Here is a 14752-nt window from a genome sequence, read left to right on the forward strand (position 1 = left end):
GGGAGCTACAAGTTCTGTACTGCGTCGACCCCCACCCCGGCCTCCGCTTCGCTCGGCCGACCCTCCCCGCAAGGGGGAGGGATTCAACCAGCGCACGCGATGACTCGCGCAGAAGACGTCAGCTCAACGCCACATTGACCGCGGATTCCGGCAGTTCCGCATTAAAGCAGCGCTGATAGAACTCCGCCACCAGCGGACGTTCAAGCTCGTCGCACTTGTTCAGGAAGGTGACGCGGAATGCGAAGCCGATGTCGCCGAAGATCTCGGCGTTCTCGGCCCAGGTGATGACGGTGCGCGGCGACATCACCGTCGACAGGTCGCCGTTGGCGAACGCGTTGCGCGTGAGGTCCGCAAGACGGACCATCTTGTTGACGGTGTCGCGGCCGGCATCGGTGCGATAGTGCTTCGCCTTGGCGAGCACGATCTCGACTTCCTCGTCGTGCGGCAGATAGTTCAGCGTGGTCACGATCGACCAGCGATCCATCTGACCCTGGTTGATCTGCTGGGTGCCGTGATAGAGGCCCGAGGTGTCGCCGAGACCGATGGTGTTGGCGGTCGAGAACAGGCGGAACGCCGGATGCGGCTTGATGACCTTGTTCTGGTCGAGCAGCGTCAGGCGGCCGGAGACTTCCAGCACGCGCTGGATCACGAACATCACGTCCGGGCGGCCGGCGTCGTACTCGTCGAACACCAGCGCGACGTTGTGCTGAAGCGCCCACGGCAGGATGCCGTCACGGAATTCGGTGACCTGCTTGCCATCCTTGACGACGATGGAGTCCTTGCCGACGAGATCGATACGGCTGATGTGGCTGTCGAGGTTGACGCGCACGCAAGGCCAGTTGAGGCGGGCCGCGACCTGCTCGATGTGCGTCGACTTGCCGGTGCCGTGGAAGCCGGTGACCATGACGCGGCGGTTCTTGGAGAAACCGGCGAGGATCGCGAGCGTGGTGGCGCGATCGAAACGGTAATCCGAGTCGACGTCGGGCACATGGGGATCGCTGTTGGAATAGGCAGGAACCTCGAGATCGCTGTCGATACCGAAGACCTGACGAACCGACACTTTCATGTCGGGGAGGTTCGTGGGTTCCTGCGATAGAGTCGTGGCGGCGCTCATCAATCCTCCGTGGTCCCGGATGCTCCCGAAACCAGACGTGCTTGCTGCGGGTGGGGTGCGTGATTCAACCTAGCAGACAGATGCAAACGGCAGAAGCCCACCATACAATGAAAGTTCCAGTGTATTTTCATTGAGATAAGCTATTTTTGCGCGTTTGGTAGGTCTGCCCTGCGATTGTGACGATACGCGCCGGGTGTCTGGAGCCGGTTTTGTCGTTTTTGAGAGCCGATCTCGCCGCTTCGCCGCCGGTTCCTGCGGTGTATTGTACCGTCTGACGCCGGCAGTGGACCTCCCGTGAATTACCTCAATCAGTTGATCGGCTTCGTCTCGCTTCACGCCGAGCTTGCCTATGCCGCGATTTTCCTGGCGGCGTTTCTCGAAGCCATTCCTATCCTGGGCACGCTCGTTCCGGGATCGACCGTCATTCTGGCCCTCAGCGCCCTGATCCCCGCCGGCAGCCTTGGCCTCACACCGGTCCTGGCTTCCGCCATCGCCGGCGCGGTGATCGGAGAAGCTCTCGCCTACTCGATCGGCTACGTCAGCCAGCGCGAGATCCTGACATCATGGCCGATGTCGAAATACCCGGCGGTCATGGCGCAAAGCGAGGAGTTCTTTCACCGTTACGGGACATTTGCGGTGTTCTTCGCGCGTTTCGTGCCGCCGGTGCGCGCGCTCGTCCCGGTCGTGGCGGGCGCACTCGGCATGCCACCGCGCCGCTTTTATCCCGCAAGCATCGCGGCCTGCCTGTTATGGGCGCCGGCGCATGTATTGCCGGGCCTTCTCGCCGGTTCCGTTGCCGAGCGATGGGGCGCCAAAGTCGAACACTATGGATTCCCGCTGGTCGGCGGCATCATCGCGATCGGAACGATCGTGGTCGCGGTTCACTACTGGCACAGCCGGCGCAAAACGGCTGCTCCGGCCGAGAAGCGCTCCAGCCAGCAGTGAGCATTCCATGAAGCGCAATACCGGACGGAGCGGGACCTTCAACGACAGTAATGTCGCGAAGGTTTTCGCGGCCTACCCCGAGGACGTCCGCGCTAAACTGATGAAGCTGCGTGCCATCATTTTCGAGACCGCGGAAACCATCGACGGTGTCGGTCCGCTGGAGGAAACGCTGAAATGGGGCCAGCCCAGCTATCTCACGACTGAAACCGGCAGCGGCAGCACGATCCGTATCGACCGCGAAAAATCCGACGGCCGCGTCGCGATGTATTTCCATTGCCAGACCGATCTCGTTGAGACCTTCCGGGAGCTTTATCCGACGCAGATGGAGTACGGCGGCAACCGCAGTATCCTGTTCAAGGTGGCAGCGCGGATTCCGGAAAACGCGCTGCGCCACTGCGTCGGGCTGGCGCTGACCTATCACGCGCGCAAAGTCTCTTCGAAAAACAAGACGCCTTCGAAGAACAAGGCTGCGTCGAAGAAAAAAGCAATCGGGGTAAAGAAGGCCGTTTCAAAGAGAAAGCGCGACCCCGGCAAGCCGGAACAGCCCGCGCTCAGGACGCGCGCACGACCGTCTTGAGATAGTTGTAGGCCTTGATGATCTCGATCAGGCGGTCTTCGGTCGAGCGATCGCCGCCGTTGGCATCGGGATGATGTTGCTTCACCAGCAGCTTGTATTTGGCTTTCACCGTCTCAAGCGTCGCGTCGGGACCGAGACCCATGACCAGCAACGCCTTCTTCTCGGCGTTGAAGATCTTTCGCGTCTCGACTTTCGGCTCCTCCGCCTTCGCATTCGAACGCCAGCGGCTCCGGCCATTCATCTCGCTGAAGACGCTGAAAGGATCGACAGCATCGTCCAGGTTGACCGCGCCGGACTTGCCTTTGCCCTTCGCTCCGTTCTGCCCCATCTTCCAGGTCGGACGGTGTCCCGTCTGCGCATCCTTCTGGTAGGTGGCGACCGCCTCGTCGCTCATGCCCTGGAAGAAATTGTAGCCCTGATTGTATTCGCGGACGTGGTTCAGGCAGAAATGCCAGTATTCTTTCTCGTTTCCGCGGCCCTTCGGTGCACGATGCGCACCCCTGTTCTTGCAGCCCGGCGCTTCGCACATCACAGCTTCCTCGCGCGCAGCAGCCTGCTGCTTCGCGCTCTGCTTGTTGGGCTTGATGCGAATGCTGTCGAAGAATTTGGATGAGTCGATGGCCATGGCTGCTACGATAACGCCTTGCTGGAAGCGTGAATTTTGACGGTCGCGGATTATACATCACCGCGACGGTGAACCGCAATTGAAACGGTCATTGACCTTGGCGAATAACGCACGATATTGCGCAGATCATGACCGCAAAAGATCACATCACAAAGAAGTTGAGCGAAGCTTTCGCGCCCGAAAGCCTCGATGTCGCCGACGAATCCCATCTGCATGAGGGCCACGCGGGCCACAGGCCGGGCGGCGAGACGCATTTCAGGATATATATCGTGTCGAAGGCGTTCGAAGGGAAGAGCCGGATCGAGCGCCATCGCATGATAAACACGCTGCTGGCGCCGGAACTCGCCGGCTCCGTTCACGCACTGGCGATGCACACCTACGCCCCCGGTGAGGACGCCCGGCGGCCCGCCCCTGCCAAGGCGTGCAAACACTGATGCACTGATTGTTGGCGATCAGCCGCCGCAAATTTAACTGCTGCGCAAAGATCTGCGACCCCCACCCCCGACCCCTCCCCGCAAGGGGGAGGGGAGCAGGGAGCGCTCACGTCATTTATCTTATCGCCTCACATCGTCGTCGGTGGCGCTCAAAACGCCGTTCCCGCCTTCGGCTTCTTCTCGGGCGCGCCGCTTTCGCGCGGCAGCGGCACGATCCATCAATTACTCCCCCTCCCCCTTGCGGGGAGGGGTCGGGGGTGGGGGTCAACGCATCCTGAATCTCAAGAAGCACTCCGTCCAGATTCCGGATCACATCGTGATTCCAGAACCGCAATACACGATAACCTTCTGCCTCGATCTTTTTCGTTCGCGTCTCGTCAGCCACCCGCTGCAGGGAGCGCTCCTCTCATCTATCTCATCGCCTCACATCGTCGTCGGTGGCGCTAGAACGCCGTTCCCGCCTTCGGCTTTTTCTCGGGCGCGCCGCTGTCGCGCGGCAGCGGCACGATCCGCAGCGCCGTGATGCGGTTGCGCTCACGCCGCAGCACCCTGAAACGGAATCCGTGGAAGGTGAAGCTCTGACCCCGGTCCGGGATCGAGCGCGCCTCATGGATAACGAGACCGGCGATGGTCGTCGCTTCCTCGTCCGGCAGATGCCAGTCCATCGCGCGGTTGAGATCGCGGATCGGCACCGAGCCCTCGACCACCACCGATCCATCCGGCTGGGCCCGGACACCGGCGACCACCACATCGTGCTCGTCGGAGATGTCGCCGACGATCTCTTCCAGAATGTCTTCCAGAGTCACCAGGCCTTCGACCTCGCCATACTCGTCGACCACAAGCGCAAAGTGAGTCTTGCGGCGGCGGAAGGCCTTGAGCTGCTCGGACAGCGGCCGCATCTCGGGCACGAACCATGGCGGCAAGGCGAGCGCACCGACGTCGATCTTGGAAAGATCGCCGTCGTTGGCGCGGATGGCGCGCAGCAGATCCTTGGCGTGCAAAACGCCGATGATGTTCTCGGGTTTCTCGCGCCAGAGCGGGATACGGGTATATTCGGACTCGAGAATTCCCTTGATGACCGCGTCAGGCGGGCCGTCCGCGTTGACGCTGACCATCTTGGTGCGGTGGACCATCACGTCGGACACAGCAAGATCGCCGAACCGGAACACGTTCTGGATGTATTCGGCTTCGCCGCTCTCGATCTTTCCGTGCTCGGCCGACTCTTCCACAAGCCCTTCGATTTCGGAGTCGGTGAGAATTTCGCTCGTTGAGGATTCCTTGACGCCCAGCATCCGCAGGATCGCCCGCGACGCGCCGTTGAGCAGCCAGTTCAGCGGATAAAGAACGAGAAAGGAGACATAGAGCGGATACGCGATCCATTGCGAGACCGGCACGGGCTGCCTGATCGCAAGCGTTTTCGGCACCTGCTCGCCGATCACGATATGCAGCGACGAGAACACCAGAAAGCCTGTGATGAAGGCGGTGAAATGCAGCGCGGACTCCGGCATTCCCAGCGGCTCGAGCACCGGCTTGAGCAGCGCCGCAACGGTCGGCTCGCCGACCCAGCCGAGACCGAGCGAGGCCATGGTGATGCCGAGCTGGCAGCACGCGAGATAGGCTTCGATATTGCCCATCATTTTCATCAGCAGCCGAGCGCCGAAGCGGTTCTGCTCGGCCATCGCCTTGACGCGAAACCCGCGGCTTTTCACCAGCGCGAATTCCGCCGCCACATAGAATGCGTTGGCGGCGAGCAGAAGGATGGCGATGAGCAGATTGACGGCGGCTGAATTCATGTTTGTCCCGCGACTGCCTCGTCTTTATGCGGTGCGCCGACGACAAGTCCTGGCATTCCGCGTTGAGACAGCATCACCTCACCCCGACAATTTTTCCTGAAGAAACGCACGAACCGTCGACGGATCGACGTCGTTGACGATCACTGCCTTGCCGACCTCCTCCAGCAGGATGAACGTCAATCGCCCGCGCTTCACTTTCTTGTCCTGCGCCATCAGCGTCATCAGCGTGTCGGCATCCGCAAGACCTTCCTGCTGGAAGCCGGCGATGTCCTGCACCTTGGTCGGCAGACCGACCGACGCGAGGTGACGCTGCACGCGCGCGGCATCGGACGCAGAGATCATGTTCAGACGCGCCGAGAATTCGGCGGCCAGCACCATGCCGACAGCAACCCCTTCGCCATGGAACAGGCGGTCGGAAAAACCGGTCGCCGCTTCCAGCGCATGGCCGAAGGTGTGCCCAAGATTAAGCAATGCGCGGTCGCCGGTTTCGCGCTCATCGCGCGCCACGATCTCGGCCTTGGCGCGGCAACTGGCGGCGATGGCCTGTTCACGCGCAGCTCCGCCGGAAAATATCTCGCCGTGATGAGCCTCCAGCCAGTCGAACAACGCCGCATCGCCAAGCACGCCGTATTTGGCGACTTCCGCATAGCCCGCGCGGAACTGGCGCGGCGACAGCGTATCGAGCACCGCCGTATCCGCAATCACCAGCACCGGCTGATGAAATGCGCCGACGAGATTCTTGCCGTGCGGCGAGTTGATCCCGGTCTTGCCGCCCACCGATGAATCGACCTGCGCAAGCAGCGATGTCGGCACCTGCACGAAATCGACCCCGCGCCGGACGATCGAGGCCGCGAAGCCCGCAAGATCGCCGATCACACCGCCGCCGAGCGCAATCACCAGATCGTTGCGCTCGATCTTCGCCGCGATCAGTCCTTCGGAAACCTCCTGCAACACCGCGTAGCTTTTGGACGCCTCGCCCTCGCCCACCACGATCCGCGACGATGCAATGCCGGCATCGGCGAGCGCCGCCTCGGTCTTGCCGAGCCAGTGTCTGGCGACGGTGCGATCGGTCACAATGGCCGCACGTGCGCCGGGCCGCAGCGCGGCGATGCGATGGCCGAGCGACGGCAGCACATCGCGGCCGATCACAATGTCATAGGCGCGGTCGCCGAGGGCGACGCCGACGGTCACCGGGTTATTGGTCTTGATGGGAGCGGTCATTGTGTTTCGCTTGAGGAAGAGGACGCCGTGCCGCCCGACAACAGGTGTGCGGCCAGCGCGTCGATGCATTCATCGACGATTTTCTCGTGCGGCACATCGCGCGACGCGATCGCCAGATCGGCAAGCTGATAGAACGGACTGCGCTCACCGATCAGACGCGCGATGGTCGCAGCCGGATCGGCAGTCTGCAGCAGCGGCCGGTCGGCGCGGCGCTTGACCCGCCTGAGAATGATATCGCCGTCCGCCTGAAGCCAGATGGAGACAGCCTTGTCGTGAATTCGCCTGCGCGTCTCCTCGCGCATGAACGCGCCGCCGCCGGTGGCGATCACGCAGGGGCCGGTCTCCAGCAGCCGCGCGATCACCCGGGCTTCACCATCGCGGAAATAGGGTTCGCCATGCTGCGCGAAGATTTCGCTGACCGTCATGCCCGCATGCGCGATTTCGATTTCATGATCAGCATCGAGAAACGGCACATGCAGCCGCGCACCCAGCCGGCGCCCGATGGTTGACTTGCCCGACCCCATCATGCCGACAAGCACGATCGAGCGGCCGCCCAGAGCCGCGACGATGTCGGCCTCATGGGTCATGCCGTCCTGATGGCTGGCTGCGGTTTCGGTCATCTCTGGCCCGGTTGGCCGCAAATGCGGCTAAGCTCATGTGTCACCTATACTACTCCTGCCGATCCCGTTGCCAGAGACTCTTGCCGAAACGGCGCGAACATGTTGGTAGTTTAGTCGGTCCGAACCGCAGTGTTCCGGCGGTTAACACGCCTTTGGCGCCGCATCTCAAAGGTTAATTTCGAGGCTATTCGCGATGCCCAGCCTGTTTCGCTTCCTGACTGTCGTGGCGGTGCTCGGCGGGCTGATCTACGGCGGCATCTTTGCGCTCGCCAATTTCGTCAATCCCAAGCCGCGCGAAATGACGGTCAGCGTTCCGCCCGACAGATTTCTCAAGAAGTAGGCGGCTGGAGGAACGTCATGCCGTCCGACAAATCCTCCGACGTACGGCTCACCGGCCTGTTCCTCGATATGCTCGCGGCTGAGCAGGGCGCCGGCGCCAACACGCTCGACGCCTATCGCGGCGATCTCGAAGACCTCTCCGAATTTCTCGCGCGGCGCAAATCCACCTTCATGAATGCCGACACCCAGACACTGCGCGACTATCTGGCCGACCTCGACACCCGCGGATTCAAATCGTCGAGCGTGGCGCGCAAGCTCTCGTCGACGCGTCACCTGTTTCGCTTTCTTCTCAGCGAACGTGTGCGCGGCGATGACCCGGCTGCAATCCTGTCAGGCCCGAAACGCGGGCGCGCATTGCCGAAGGTGCTGTCCATCGCCGATGTCGATCGTCTGCTGACGCAGGCCAAGGCGCTGTCGGTTGCGCCCGAACAATCGCCGCTGCAACGACTGCGCGCGCTCCGGCTCTCCTGTCTGCTCGAGATTCTTTACGCGACGGGGCTTCGCGTCTCGGAACTGGTGGCGCTGCCGCTCTCCGCCGCGCGGCGCGACGCACGTATGATCGTGGTGCGCGGCAAGGGCAACAAGGAACGTCTGGTCCCGCTCAACGAAACGTCGAAGCAGGCCATGGCCGACTATCTCGCCGCCCTTGACGAGACGCGGCGCACGCAGAAGAAGGCATCGGCGGCATCGAAGTGGCTGTTTCCCTCATCCGGCGAAAGCGGCCATCTGACGCGGCAGCATTTCGCCCGCGACCTCAAAGAATTAGCGATGGCCGCGGGCATTGCGCCGCGGCTGATCAGTCCCCACGTCTTGCGTCACGCATTCGCTTCCCATCTTCTGCACAATGGAGCCGATCTGCGGATCGTCCAGACGCTGCTCGGCCATACCGACATTTCCACGACCCAGATTTACACCCATATCGTCGAGGAGCGACTGAAGAGCCTGGTGCGCGATCTGCATCCATTGGCCGACACATGAGGCGACGAAAAGCCCAACAATATCGGCCCTCCTGACCACGGCGCTTGACTTGGGAGCGCTTCTTGACTTGAAAGACCCCACGAAAGACCTCAATCCTCGATCAAGAGCGACCAAAAGACCGATTCGCGCGCCCTTCGCCCAATCGTGCCCGCCCCTTATATTTGTCACATGCCGGACCTGATGCGCAGTTATCTGGACTTTGAAAAACCCGTCGCCGAACTCGATGCCAAGGTGGACGAGTTGCGTGCGCTTGCCGCCAGCGGCAGCGACATCAGCGAAGAGGTGTCGCGCATTGAAGAGAAGGCGGCGCAGGCGCTGACCGAACTGTATTCCGACCTGACGCCATGGCAGAAAACCCAGGTTGCGCGTCATCCGCTGCGGCCGCATTGCCTGGATTACGTCAGGCAGCTCATCACCGAGTTCACGCCGCTCGCGGGCGACCGCAAGTTCGGCGACGACGAAGCGCTGATCGGCGGCTTCGGCCGTTTCAGAGGCGAAAGCATTTGCGTGATCGGCCAGGAGAAGGGCGCGACCACCGAAACCCGGCTCAAGCATAATTTCGGCATGGCCAAGCCCGAGGGCTATCGCAAGGCCGTCCGGCTGATGGAAATGGCGGATCGCTTCGGTATTCCCGTGCTGTCACTGGTGGACACTGCGGGCGCCTATCCCGGCATCGGCGCGGAGGAACGCGGACAGGCGGAAGCGATCGCGCGATCCACCGAAGCCTGTCTCAATCTCGGCGTGCCCAATGTCGCCGTCATCATCGGCGAGGGCGGCTCAGGCGGCGCGATCGCGATTGCCACCGCGAACCGCGTGCTGATGCTCGAACACGCGGTGTACAGCGTGATCTCACCGGAAGGCGCGGCCTCGATCCTGTGGCGCGATTCGACGAAAGCGCAGGAAGCCGCGATCAACATGAAGATCACTGCGCAGGATCTCGCCCGCTTCGGTGTGATCGACACCATCCTGAAGGAACCGCCGGGTGGCGCGCACCGCGATCCACAAGCGATGATTTCCCGGACCGGCGACGCCATCGCGCAGGCCTTCAACGACATGCGCAGCCTCGATTCCAAGGCGGTCCGCAACCAGCGCCGGCAGAAGTTCCTCGATATCGGACGCAAGCTCGGCTAGGGCGTCGCCCAAGCCAAATCTGCGCAATCCATGCGGCGAAGTCACATCGTGGCTTTTTCGAGACAGGCCCGCTTCTGCCCTGGCCGTTTTTCCCCTGTATTTTGATTTACTTAGCGTTGACCATAAAACGCTTCCCGTCCCTGCGGGACAGGCCGCTCGGCTTGCGACAGAGGGGTATTTAAGGATAATAATTGCTCAATTGCTGACGCACGTTTTTAGCCGAAAAGCCAACCTCGCTTTTACGACGAAAACACGTGCGGCCTGTTTTAACAGACAGTGTTTTCCGGCCGCCTCCTGCGCGCCACTTTGCCGGAAGACGATCTGTTACCGGGGTCGAGTCTTGGGTCTAGCCGGAGTATGGGGATTGCCGGTCTGCCGCGGAGCCTTGCATGATTGACCGCACGCACATTCGCGCGCTTGTCACGTCGGCTGCGCTTGCGGCCGGCGTTTTGCTTGCTGGATGCAACGGCGAACAGCTCTCGCCGAGTTCAAAGGCCAATCGCCCGATCCCCGACAAGCTGCTCGCCGACATCGAAACGAAGAACATGGACAAGGCGTCGCCGATCCTTGTCCGCCTGTTCAAGCAGGAAGCCGAACTCGAAGTCTGGAAGCAGGACCGCAACGGCAAGTTCGCGCTGCTGAAGACCTACCCGATCTGCCGCTGGTCGGGAGACCTCGGGCCGAAGGTCAAGGAAGGCGACCGTCAGGCGCCGGAGGGCTTCTACTCGATTACCCCCGCGCAGATGAATCCGACGTCGGCGTATTTCCTGTCGTTCAACATGGGCTATCCCAATGCCTACGATAAGGCATGGGGCCGCACCGGATCGCAGTTGATGGTCCACGGCGATTGCTCGTCGCGCGGCTGCTACGCGATGACCGACGAGCAGATTTCGGAAATCTATGCCCTCGGCCGTGAATCCTTCTTCGGCGGCCAGAACGCATTTCAGGTGCAGGCCTATCCGTTCCGCATGACGCCGCAGAACATGGCCCGCCACCGCAACAATCCGAACATGCCTTTCTGGAAGATGATCAAGGAAGGCAACGATCACTTCGAGGTCACGAAGCAGGAGCCGAAGGTCGATTTCTGCGAGAAGAAGTACGTCTTCGACGCGGAGAAGCCCGCAGGTTCGACCCGCCCGCTGACCTTCAACGCCTCGGCGCAATGCCCCGCCTATCAGGTTTCGCCCGAGATCGCCGAAGCGGTCCAGGACAAGCAGCGTCAGGATGAATTGAAGACCGCGCAACTGATCTCGCGCGGCACGGCGACGGCGCGTTCGCGCGCCGGTATCGACGGCGGCATGCATCCGGTGTTCGCCTCCAAGCTGCCCGAAGGCGAAGCCGCGATCGACAAGGACGTCACCGACTATGCGGTCGCGGCGTATCTGCCTGCTCCGGGCACCATTCCCGCTCACGCGACCCTTCCAAAGGCGCCGGAAACCGCGCCGTCGTTCAGCTTCACCTCATCGTCCAACAGCGAGCCGGTGGTGGCGGTGACCAGCACGACGCCTGCTGCGTCTTCCAATGCCAGCGCGAGCTCGTCCGAGGGCTTCCTCAGCAAGCTGTCCCGTTCCGTCGGCCTGCGCGGATCCGATCCCCAGCCTGCCGCTGCGCCGGCAAAGCCCACCGCGGTGACCACTGCACCGAAGGCAAAGTCGCCCGGCCCGACCAGGGAAGCCGCCAAGAGCACCCCGCCGCGCGTTATTCCGCTTGATCGTTCGCAGCAGGCTCAGGCGCCCGCCAAGCCTGCCGCTCCAGCGCCTGCGACAACAGCCGCGGCAGCCGCGCCCGCCGCTCCGGCATCGCAGCCGTCGCTGGCCGGAGCTCAGCCCGCAGTGCAGGCGAACTCCTTCGACAGCCGCTGGTCGACGGTCCGCTAAGCAAGCGTTATTACCGCACATAAAAAAAACGCCGGTCTTTCGACCGGCGTTTTTTATTCAGCGGGTTGGACTGCTCAGGCGAACTTGCCGTGGCAATGCTTGAACTTCTTGCCGGAACCGCACGGGCAATCCTCGTTGCGGCCGACCTTGCCCCAGGTCGCAGGATTCTGCGGATCACGCTGGGCGGCCGGGACCGGCGCAAGAGCGGCCTGTGCAAAGGCCATCTCGTCCTCGCCGGTATTCGGATTGAGCTTGTGCGCTTCCATCTGCGGCAGTTCCGGCTGCTCGTCCGGCGGCACGATCTCGACGCGCACCAGTTGGGCGGTCACCGCCTCGCGCAGGTGCGAGATCAGGCCCTCGAACAGATTGAACGCCTCGGACTTGTACTCCTGCAACGGATCGCGCTGGCCGTAGCCGCGCAGACCGATCACCTGCCGCAGGTGATCCAGCATCACCAGATGCTCGCGCCACAGATGATCCAGCGTCTGAAGCAGGATCGACTTTTCGACATAGCGCATGACATCGGGACCGAACTGGGCCGACTTCGCCGCCATGTGTTCGTCGACGCGCTGCTCGATGCGCGACAGCATCTCCTCGTTGGCGATGCCTTCTTCCTTGGCCCATTCATCGACCGGCAGATCGAGATCGAGGACGCGCTTCAATTCGTCCTTCAGGCCGGCGACGTCCCACTGTTCGGCATAGGCATGCTCGGGCACGTGCTTGGCGACCAGATCGTCGACGAGCGCATGGCGCATGTCGGCGACGGTCTCGGCGACGTTCTGGTCGCGCATCAGATCGATGCGCTGATCGAAGATCGCCTTGCGCTGGTCGTTCTGCACGTCGTCGAACTTGAGCAGGTTCTTGCGGATGTCGAAGTTGCGCGCCTCGACCTTCTGCTGCGCCTTCTCCAGCGCCTTGTTGATCCACGGATGGATGATCGCCTCGCCTTCCTTGAGGCCGAGACGGGTCAGCATGCTGTCGAGCCGGTCCGATCCGAAGATGCGCATCAGATCGTCTTCGAGCGACAGATAGAACTTGGTGCGGCCGGGATCGCCCTGACGGCCGGCGCGGCCACGAAGCTGGTTGTCGATGCGGCGGGATTCGTGACGCTCCGAGCCGATAATGTAGAGGCCGCCCGGCTTGGTGATGGTCTTGGCTGGCTTGCTGCCCTTCGCCGGTTCGATCTCGATCACTTCCTCGGATTTCAACACCATCTCGCGGAAGCGTTCGATGTCGGCCTTGATCTGTTCGATCTTGGCCTTTTTCTCGGCCTCATCCGTGATGTCGGCGGTCTCGATCTGGCTGCGCATTTCCAGCGAACCGCCGAGTTTGATGTCGGTGCCGCGGCCGGCCATGTTGGTCGCGATGGTGATCGCGCCCGGCACGCCGGCTTCAGCCACGATGTACGCTTCCTGTTCGTGGAAGCGCGCGTTCAGAACCGCGAACAGCTTGGCCGGCTTGCCCGCGCGCGCGGCCGCGTAGAGCTTCTCCAGCGCCTTCGGATTACCGAAGTCGATCTGCTTGTAGCCGTTCTTGGCGAGATACTCACCCAGCACTTCCGACTTCTCGATCGACGCCGTGCCGACCAGCACCGGCTGCATGCGCTTGTTGGCCTGCTCGATCTCCGCGAGGATCGCACGATGCTTTTCCTCGGCGGTGCGATAGACCTCGTCGTCCTCGTCGAGGCGCGCGATCGGCACGTTGGTCGGGACCTCGATGACCTCGAGCTTGTAAATGTCGAATAGTTCGTCCGCTTCCGTCGCCGCCGTACCGGTCATGCCGGCGAGCTTGTCGTACATGCGGAAGTAGTTCTGGAACGTGATCGAGGCCAGCGTCTGGTTTTCAGGCTGGACCGGCTGATGTTCCTTGGCTTCCAGCGCCTGATGCAGGCCTTCCGAATAACGGCGGCCCGGCATCATACGGCCGGTGAACTCGTCGATGATGACCACTTCACCGTCGCGGACGATGTAGTCCTTGTCGCGCTGGAACAGCGAGTGCGCACGCAGCGCCTGATTGATGTGGTGAACGACAGAGACGTTCTCGACGTCGTAGAGCGAGTCGCCCTTGAGCTGGCCGGCGGCCTGCAACAGGTTCTCGATCTTCTCCATGCCGGCTTCGGTCAGCGTGACGGTGCGCTGCTTCTCGTCGACCTCGAAGTCCGTCACCTTTTCCAGTTTCGGAATGTAGGTGTCGATGGTGTTGTAGAATTCGGAGCGATCGTCGAGCGGTCCGGAAATGATGAGCGGTGTGCGGGCTTCGTCGATCAGGATCGAGTCGACTTCGTCGACAATGGCGTAAGCGTGACCACGCTGGACCATGTCCTCGAGCCGATACTTCATGTTGTCGCGCAGATAGTCGAAGCCGTACTCGTTGTTGGTGCCGTAGGTGATGTCGCAGGCATAGGCCGCCTGACGCTCGGCATCGTCGAGACCATGGACGATCACGCCGGTGGTCATCCCGAGGAAGCCGTAGATCTGCCCCATCCAGGCGGAGTCGCGCTTGGCGAGATAGTCGTTGACGGTGACGACGTGAACGCCCTTGCCGGCGAGCGCATTGAGATAGACCGCCAGCGTCGCCACCAGCGTTTTGCCTTCGCCGGTTTTCATTTCGGCGATGTCGCCTTCATGAAGCACCATGCCGCCGATCAGCTGCACATCGAAATGGCGCTGACCGAGGGTCCGCTTGGCGGCCTCGCGAACGGTGGCGAACGCAGGAACCAGCAGGTCGTCGAGGGTCTTGCCTTCCGCGATCTGCTTGCGGAACTCCGCGGTCCGCGCCTTCAGCGCCTCGTCGGACAGGGCCGCGATCTCGGGTTCCAGCGCGTTAATCGCATCGACGCGGGCTTGGTATCCCTTGATCCGCCGGTCGTTGGCGGAGCCGAAAAACTTGCGGGCGAGCGCGCCGAGCATGAAAAATTCCTGTCTTGCAGTTAGCGTTGCGGCTGAAGTCACCGCAGCCCTGAAACCGGTATGAAACGTCCGCAGAATTGCTGATGGAGCAAACCCTTGCGCGAATCCCCGAGGATGGGTGCGGGAGCGAATTCTAAAGGTTCACCCGCTTGAGCGCGGCAAAGCCCCGCAGCAGCCAGGAGAGCCTGC

14 protein-coding genes are annotated in these 14752 nt (G+C 62.1%); 7 read left to right on the forward strand and 7 right to left on the reverse strand.

From position 1 onward, the window contains the following. Positions 1-118: 118 nt before the first annotated feature. Positions 119-1114, reverse strand: coding sequence for a cobaltochelatase subunit CobS (gene cobS / locus AC1RM7_RS12340; RefSeq protein WP_006022422.1), 996 nt, complete (start codon positions 1112-1114; stop codon positions 119-121). A 294-nt stretch (positions 1115-1408) separates the two neighbouring features. Between cobS and AC1RM7_RS12345 the strand changes: the two genes are divergently transcribed. Both AC1RM7_RS12345 and AC1RM7_RS12350 read left to right on the forward strand, forming a co-directional pair. Beyond that, on the forward strand, positions 1409-2059 hold the full coding sequence (locus AC1RM7_RS12345) for a DedA family protein (RefSeq protein ID WP_024920564.1): 651 nt from the start codon (positions 1409-1411) through the stop codon (positions 2057-2059). Between the two features lie 7 nt (positions 2060-2066). Then, positions 2067-2636: a DUF1801 domain-containing protein gene (locus AC1RM7_RS12350; RefSeq protein ID WP_024920565.1), complete on the forward strand. Its 570-nt coding sequence runs from the start codon at positions 2067-2069 to the stop codon at positions 2634-2636. On the opposite strand, the gene AC1RM7_RS12355 is transcribed toward AC1RM7_RS12350, so the two are convergent. Further along, the gene (locus AC1RM7_RS12355) at positions 2611-3261 is read right to left on the reverse strand and encodes a J domain-containing protein (protein ID WP_006022425.1); all 651 of its coding nucleotides are present in this window, start codon (positions 3259-3261) and stop codon (positions 2611-2613) included. The two genes, AC1RM7_RS12350 and AC1RM7_RS12355, sit on opposite strands and share 26 nt — an antisense overlap. Positions 3262-3389: 128 nt before the next feature. On the opposite strand from AC1RM7_RS12355, the gene AC1RM7_RS12360 reads away from it, so the two are divergent. Then, positions 3390-3695 carry a BolA family protein gene (locus AC1RM7_RS12360; RefSeq protein WP_024920566.1) on the forward strand — a complete coding sequence of 102 codons (306 nt, stop codon included), beginning with the start codon at positions 3390-3392 and terminating at the stop codon, positions 3693-3695. A gap of 115 nt (positions 3696-3810) precedes the next feature. Here AC1RM7_RS12360 and AC1RM7_RS12365 read toward each other — a convergent pair whose 3' ends face one another. The 4 genes from AC1RM7_RS12365 to AC1RM7_RS12380 all read right to left on the reverse strand — a co-directional run bounded on the left by AC1RM7_RS12365 (position 3811) and on the right by AC1RM7_RS12380 (position 7329). After that, positions 3811-4080 (reverse strand): endonuclease domain-containing protein, encoded by a 270-nt coding sequence (locus AC1RM7_RS12365; protein WP_244434432.1) that lies wholly within the window; start codon positions 4078-4080, stop codon positions 3811-3813. A gap of 58 nt (positions 4081-4138) precedes the next feature. Then, positions 4139-5488: an HlyC/CorC family transporter gene (locus AC1RM7_RS12370; protein WP_024922060.1), complete on the reverse strand. Its 1350-nt coding sequence runs from the start codon at positions 5486-5488 to the stop codon at positions 4139-4141. 78 nt (positions 5489-5566) lie between these two features. Further along, positions 5567-6709: a 3-dehydroquinate synthase gene (gene aroB, locus AC1RM7_RS12375; RefSeq protein WP_024922059.1), complete on the reverse strand. Its 1143-nt coding sequence runs from the start codon at positions 6707-6709 to the stop codon at positions 5567-5569. Next, positions 6706-7329, reverse strand: coding sequence for a shikimate kinase (locus AC1RM7_RS12380; RefSeq protein ID WP_006022430.1), 624 nt, complete (start codon positions 7327-7329; stop codon positions 6706-6708). Before AC1RM7_RS12380 ends, aroB begins: the two co-directional genes overlap by 4 nt. 193 nt (positions 7330-7522) lie before the next feature. On the opposite strand from AC1RM7_RS12380, the gene AC1RM7_RS12385 reads away from it, so the two are divergent. The 4 genes from AC1RM7_RS12385 (at position 7523) to AC1RM7_RS12400 (ending at position 11654) form a co-directional block, all read left to right on the forward strand. After that, positions 7523-7669, forward strand: coding sequence for a hypothetical protein (locus AC1RM7_RS12385; protein WP_006022431.1), 147 nt, complete (start codon positions 7523-7525; stop codon positions 7667-7669). A gap of 17 nt (positions 7670-7686) precedes the next feature. After that, positions 7687-8646, forward strand: coding sequence for a site-specific tyrosine recombinase XerD (gene xerD / locus AC1RM7_RS12390; RefSeq protein WP_006022432.1), 960 nt, complete (start codon positions 7687-7689; stop codon positions 8644-8646). A 168-nt stretch (positions 8647-8814) separates the two neighbouring features. Continuing rightward, entirely contained in the window at positions 8815-9777 is a 963-nt protein-coding gene (locus AC1RM7_RS12395) for an acetyl-CoA carboxylase carboxyltransferase subunit alpha (protein ID WP_024922058.1), read from the forward strand. A gap of 389 nt (positions 9778-10166) precedes the next feature. Continuing rightward, positions 10167-11654 (forward strand): L,D-transpeptidase family protein, encoded by a 1488-nt coding sequence (locus tag AC1RM7_RS12400; RefSeq protein WP_024922057.1) that lies wholly within the window; start codon positions 10167-10169, stop codon positions 11652-11654. A 74-nt stretch (positions 11655-11728) separates the two neighbouring features. On the opposite strand, the gene secA is transcribed toward AC1RM7_RS12400, so the two are convergent. Continuing rightward, positions 11729-14563 (reverse strand): preprotein translocase subunit SecA, encoded by a 2835-nt coding sequence (gene secA / locus AC1RM7_RS12405; protein ID WP_006022435.1) that lies wholly within the window; start codon positions 14561-14563, stop codon positions 11729-11731. Between the last annotated feature and the right edge of the window lie 189 nt (positions 14564-14752).

This window comes from Afipia sp. GW822-FHT03D08 (assembly GCF_058801645.1).

Coding starts and splice junctions, on each gene's coding strand:
- secA (WP_006022435.1), bottom strand. CDS start 14,563: ATGCTCGGCGCGCTCGCCCGCAAGTTTTTCGGCTCCGCCAACGACCGG.
- AC1RM7_RS12360 (WP_024920566.1), top strand. CDS start 3,390: ATGACCGCAAAAGATCACATCACAAAGAAGTTGAGCGAAGCTTTCGCG.
- AC1RM7_RS12385 (WP_006022431.1), top strand. CDS start 7,523: ATGCCCAGCCTGTTTCGCTTCCTGACTGTCGTGGCGGTGCTCGGCGGG.
- xerD (WP_006022432.1), top strand. CDS start 7,687: ATGCCGTCCGACAAATCCTCCGACGTACGGCTCACCGGCCTGTTCCTC.
- AC1RM7_RS12355 (WP_006022425.1), bottom strand. CDS start 3,261: ATGGCCATCGACTCATCCAAATTCTTCGACAGCATTCGCATCAAGCCC.
- AC1RM7_RS12370 (WP_024922060.1), bottom strand. CDS start 5,488: ATGAATTCAGCCGCCGTCAATCTGCTCATCGCCATCCTTCTGCTCGCC.
- AC1RM7_RS12395 (WP_024922058.1), top strand. CDS start 8,815: ATGCCGGACCTGATGCGCAGTTATCTGGACTTTGAAAAACCCGTCGCC.
- aroB (WP_024922059.1), bottom strand. CDS start 6,709: ATGACCGCTCCCATCAAGACCAATAACCCGGTGACCGTCGGCGTCGCC.
- AC1RM7_RS12400 (WP_024922057.1), top strand. CDS start 10,167: ATGATTGACCGCACGCACATTCGCGCGCTTGTCACGTCGGCTGCGCTT.
- cobS (WP_006022422.1), bottom strand. CDS start 1,114: ATGAGCGCCGCCACGACTCTATCGCAGGAACCCACGAACCTCCCCGAC.
- AC1RM7_RS12350 (WP_024920565.1), top strand. CDS start 2,067: ATGAAGCGCAATACCGGACGGAGCGGGACCTTCAACGACAGTAATGTC.
- AC1RM7_RS12380 (WP_006022430.1), bottom strand. CDS start 7,329: ATGACCGAAACCGCAGCCAGCCATCAGGACGGCATGACCCATGAGGCC.